This is a genomic window from Brasilonema octagenarum UFV-OR1 (genome assembly GCF_963888615.1).
Taxonomy (GTDB): Bacteria; Cyanobacteriota; Cyanobacteriia; order Cyanobacteriales; family Nostocaceae; genus Brasilonema; species Brasilonema sennae.
On sequence record NZ_CAWPKW010000295.1, the window covers coordinates 1 to 1,842 of the forward strand.

General features: G+C 42.5%; 4 protein-coding genes and 1 pseudogene. 4 read left to right on the top strand and 1 reads right to left on the bottom strand.

Features of this window, described 5'->3' with window-relative positions; genetic code table 11:
- Positions 1-276, top strand: a 276-nt coding sequence (locus AC5590_RS25530) for a hypothetical protein (protein WP_211178812.1), incomplete at its 5' end; no start/stop codon positions are given.
- 40 nt (positions 277-316) lie between these two features.
- Here AC5590_RS25530 and AC5590_RS25535 read toward each other — a convergent pair.
- Positions 317-514 (bottom strand): hypothetical protein, encoded by a 198-nt coding sequence (locus tag AC5590_RS25535; protein ID WP_169268964.1) that lies wholly within the window; start codon positions 512-514, stop codon positions 317-319.
- Between the two features lie 159 nt (positions 515-673).
- Between AC5590_RS25535 and AC5590_RS25540 the strand changes: the two genes are divergently transcribed.
- The 3 genes and pseudogenes from AC5590_RS25540 to AC5590_RS25550 form a co-directional block, all read left to right on the top strand.
- A complete protein-coding gene (locus AC5590_RS25540; protein WP_169268965.1) occupies positions 674-922 on the top strand; it encodes a hypothetical protein in 249 nt (82 codons plus the stop codon).
- Positions 923-988: 66 nt separating this feature from the next.
- On the top strand, positions 989-1,510 hold the full coding sequence (locus tag AC5590_RS25545; protein ID WP_169268966.1) for an antirestriction protein ArdA: 522 nt from the start codon (positions 989-991) through the stop codon (positions 1,508-1,510).
- Positions 1,511-1,586: 76 nt separating this feature from the next.
- Positions 1,587-1,842, top strand: a pseudogene (locus AC5590_RS25550) (hypothetical protein); the annotation flags it as partial.

Sequence of the window (1,842 nt, forward strand, 5' to 3'; positions counted from 1 at the left end):
GCATATGTCAAAAGTCGCTCCCTACTTGGCAGGGCTGTTTCATTCCATGAGGAATACAAGTTTGTCAATATCATTAGAGAGAAATCTATCAGCAATTGTGATGGAATGAGCGTGCAGCTGCTTTGTTTGTTGCCGTCGCGGGTTGGGGTTCCTCCGCAGCTGGTGGTTAGTTTCACTCGCTTAGAGTCGTTTCCCCAGTACTACCCGCGCTCACACCAGTTCATTGCCTCCGGTTCTAGATCGTTCCGCTTGCCATACTTTAATTATACCAAGTAGACGTGGTAATAAAAATTAAAATTATATTTATTTACGTACGTTAATTAGCTTGAGATTCAGCCTTGATTAATTCTGCGATCGCATCCCTGAGTTTCCCTTGCCACCCAGGAATAGCCTTTAACTCTTGCTTCATTGTTTCTGTGAGCTTCAGGTCAATTTTAGCAATGAGCGGTTCTTCTCCCCCTGCCTTGAACTGCGTAGCTTCTCTCTTGCCCTCAAAAGCCTTTGGGTTTCCCATAAGTTTTACCAAGTCTACTTGGTAAATTGTAACGCAAAATTCACGTAATCTTTACATCATAAAACTCACTATACCAAGTCTACTTGGTATAATAAGAATAGAAACCAGAAAAAACCCGGCTACCAACCGGGCAACTATTAAAAAACAGTTGATTTCATTATGACAATTCAAGCACCATCAGCGGCAAATCAGCTAGCACTAACTCTTGAGCAGTTTATTGGTAAAGCTGAAGCATTTCTACAAAACCACTACACCGTAGGCAGCGACCGCGCAGACATCAAAAAAATCTTAAAGGCGATTGCAGACTTACGGTTAGATATTGACAGTGAACAGCTAGAGCAAGAGTTTGAACTGCAACAAGAGAAGAAAGACTTACTAAAAGACTATTACGATTCAAGCTGGTTCTAAAAAAGCGACTTGGGGAATGTCGTTAAACCTCCCCAAGCCACATCATTTACCACCATAAAAATTACAATGAGCAACGATGTACCTTGTGTTTATGTTGCTTGCCTAGCTGCCTATAACAACGGCAAGCTACACGGGCAATGGATTGACTGTGATCAAGACACCGCAGATATTTGGGCTGAAATAGAGGAAATGCTTTCTAATTCTCCAGAGCCAGATGCTGAAGAATGGGCAGTGCATGACTTTGAGAACTGGCAAGGTATTGAAATTAGCGAATGTGAGGATATAGAACGACTAGCCAAACTCGCTCAGATGTTGACAGAACATGGTGCAGCATTCGCCGCTTATTGCCAACACTACGGCAATGATGCCAGCCCAGAAGATTTTACAGAGTATTACATGGGCGAATACAAGAGTGAAGAAGATTTTGCCTACGAACAATGGGAAGAATTAGGGCTGATTAAAAAGCTGGAGGAATTAAAAATTTTTGACTCATACATCAATTGGAAAGCAATAGCCCGTGATTTATTTATTGACTCGTATTTCTCGGTAGACGTGAGTTTTGAGAAGGTCTACGTTTTCCAGCGTTAATAACAAATAAAAAAGCGACCTGGGGTAAGTCGTAAAACTACCCCAAGCCACATCATTTACCAACTTCATTTTACCTATGGAACTGAAAGATTACCCACAAGCGATCGCAAAACTCCAAGCCGAAGTGTTTGATTTTGACCTGATAATTGAGCAGACTCACGCCACGGTAAAGCAGATTGAAGCCGAGGTTGACAGTACAATTGCATTTGATGCAGCGCTCCGCAACGACGCACAACGAAAAGCTAAACGGCAGCAGCTTTTGGACGAACACCCCAACTACTGGGAACAGCAAGAAATCTTGAACCAGTACCGCAACAAGCGTGAGTATTGTT